Genomic DNA, 1,477 nt, shown 5'->3' on the forward strand with positions numbered 1-1,477 from the left:
AGAAACTGAATTTCGCTTCAATCACAGGCATGATAATTTGTACAAAGTACTGCTGAAAATGTTGCGGAATGATCCTTTAAAATGATTTTTGCTTCCTAAGCCCAAAATAAATACCTGCGGCGCGCGCGTTGTATGTTTCACGCCATCTGTTCAGGTGGCTGGGCTGCTTCAGCGGGTGGCGGCGGGCAGGGCTTGTTTGAAAGACGTGCCGAGCAGGCCGCCGTGGGTGAGGTCGGGATAATGGCGGTATTCGGCCGCCAACCCTTGTCCGCGCAGTTTGGCAACAAGTTTTTCCCCCGCGTCGGCGGGTACGGAGGCGATAACGGCGGCGCGTTTGGCCAGCATGTCGGCCTGTTTGGCGTCGGCGGGCTGTTTGTGGTGCGCTTTGCCGCTTTTTTCCAGCAGCAGGCTGCGGCCGCCGTAGGCATCCGCTTTGGCGGCGGCGCGTTCGGCGTAGTGCAACATCAGGCCGTTTTGCCACCACAGGGCGGGGTCGGCGGCGATATAGCGGGTGAAGGCTTGCGGCCGCTCGAACAGGGTGTAGAGGACGAACAGGCCGCCGTAGGAATGTCCCCACAGGGTTTGCCGCGCGGGGTCGGTGCGGGCGGCGCTGTCGACGGCGGGACGGATTTTGCCGTCGATAAATTCGAGCAGGGCAGGCGCGCCGCCGTTGCGCCGTCCGTCCATCAGCTGGTCGGGCAGGCTGTTGCCGGACAAATCGGGCGGGGTGTAGTCGTAGGCGCGGCGGGCGGTGTCGAAGCGCAGATCGGTTGGGTAGCCGATCAGCACCAGCACGGGCGGGTTGGCGGACAAGTCCTGCAATGCGGGCGCGGCAAGGTATTCGGGCAGGGCGTTGCCGTCGAGGGCGTAGAGGACGGGATAGCCTGTGGCGGGAGGCTGGCTGTCGGGAATGCCGAGGAAAACGCGGTAGGCTTGGCCGTTTCGGTCTTGGAAAGCCAGGGTTTGGAAGGTGTAGCCGCTGTGCGACGCGGTAAGGGCGGAGAGATCGGCGGGACGGGTAATTTCGCTGTTGGGCGTGGCGGACGGTGCGGCGGCGGCAAGGGTGGGCAGCAGGGCGAGGGCGGCAATAAGGGCTTTCATGATGTTTCCGACGGATTGGGACGGTAGGAATGTAAGGGAAAACGGCGGCGGAGGAAAGTCCGTCTGAAAGCGCGGCGATTTGGTTGGAATGTGCTTTAACTTCACTGAAACTGCATTTTCAGACGGCCTGATGCGGAAAAACGGGCGCACCCGTAAGTGCGCCCGTTTGGACTTGGCTTCGCCGACAGAGTCCGAAGTATTTTTACAAACTAATGTTTTTAAATTATAAAACCTGTGGATAAATTTTCTGTTACCCACTCAGTTACCCAAAATTTTTGGGGCTGTCCTAGATAACTCAGGAGATTCCGTTTAAGTTAGAATTTTCCTTATGAGAAAAAGTCGTCTGAGTCAGTACAAACAAAACAAACTGATTGAG

1 protein-coding gene and 1 pseudogene are annotated in these 1,477 nt (G+C 58.2%); one reads left to right on the top strand and one right to left on the bottom strand.

What is annotated here, in order from left to right; genetic code table 11:
* Positions 1-85, top strand: a pseudogene (locus ACLD9W_RS12310) (IS1595 family transposase); the annotation flags it as partial.
* An 83-nt stretch (positions 86-168) separates the two neighbouring features.
* On the opposite strand, the gene ACLD9W_RS12315 reads toward ACLD9W_RS12310, so the two are convergent.
* Positions 169-1,101: an alpha/beta hydrolase gene (locus ACLD9W_RS12315; RefSeq protein WP_410842279.1), complete on the bottom strand. Its 933-nt coding sequence runs from the start codon at positions 1,099-1,101 to the stop codon at positions 169-171.
* Between the last annotated feature and the right edge of the window lie 376 nt (positions 1,102-1,477).

The organism is Neisseria sp. WLZKY-1 (assembly GCF_046546535.1).
GTDB lineage: Bacteria > Pseudomonadota > Gammaproteobacteria > Burkholderiales > Neisseriaceae > Neisseria.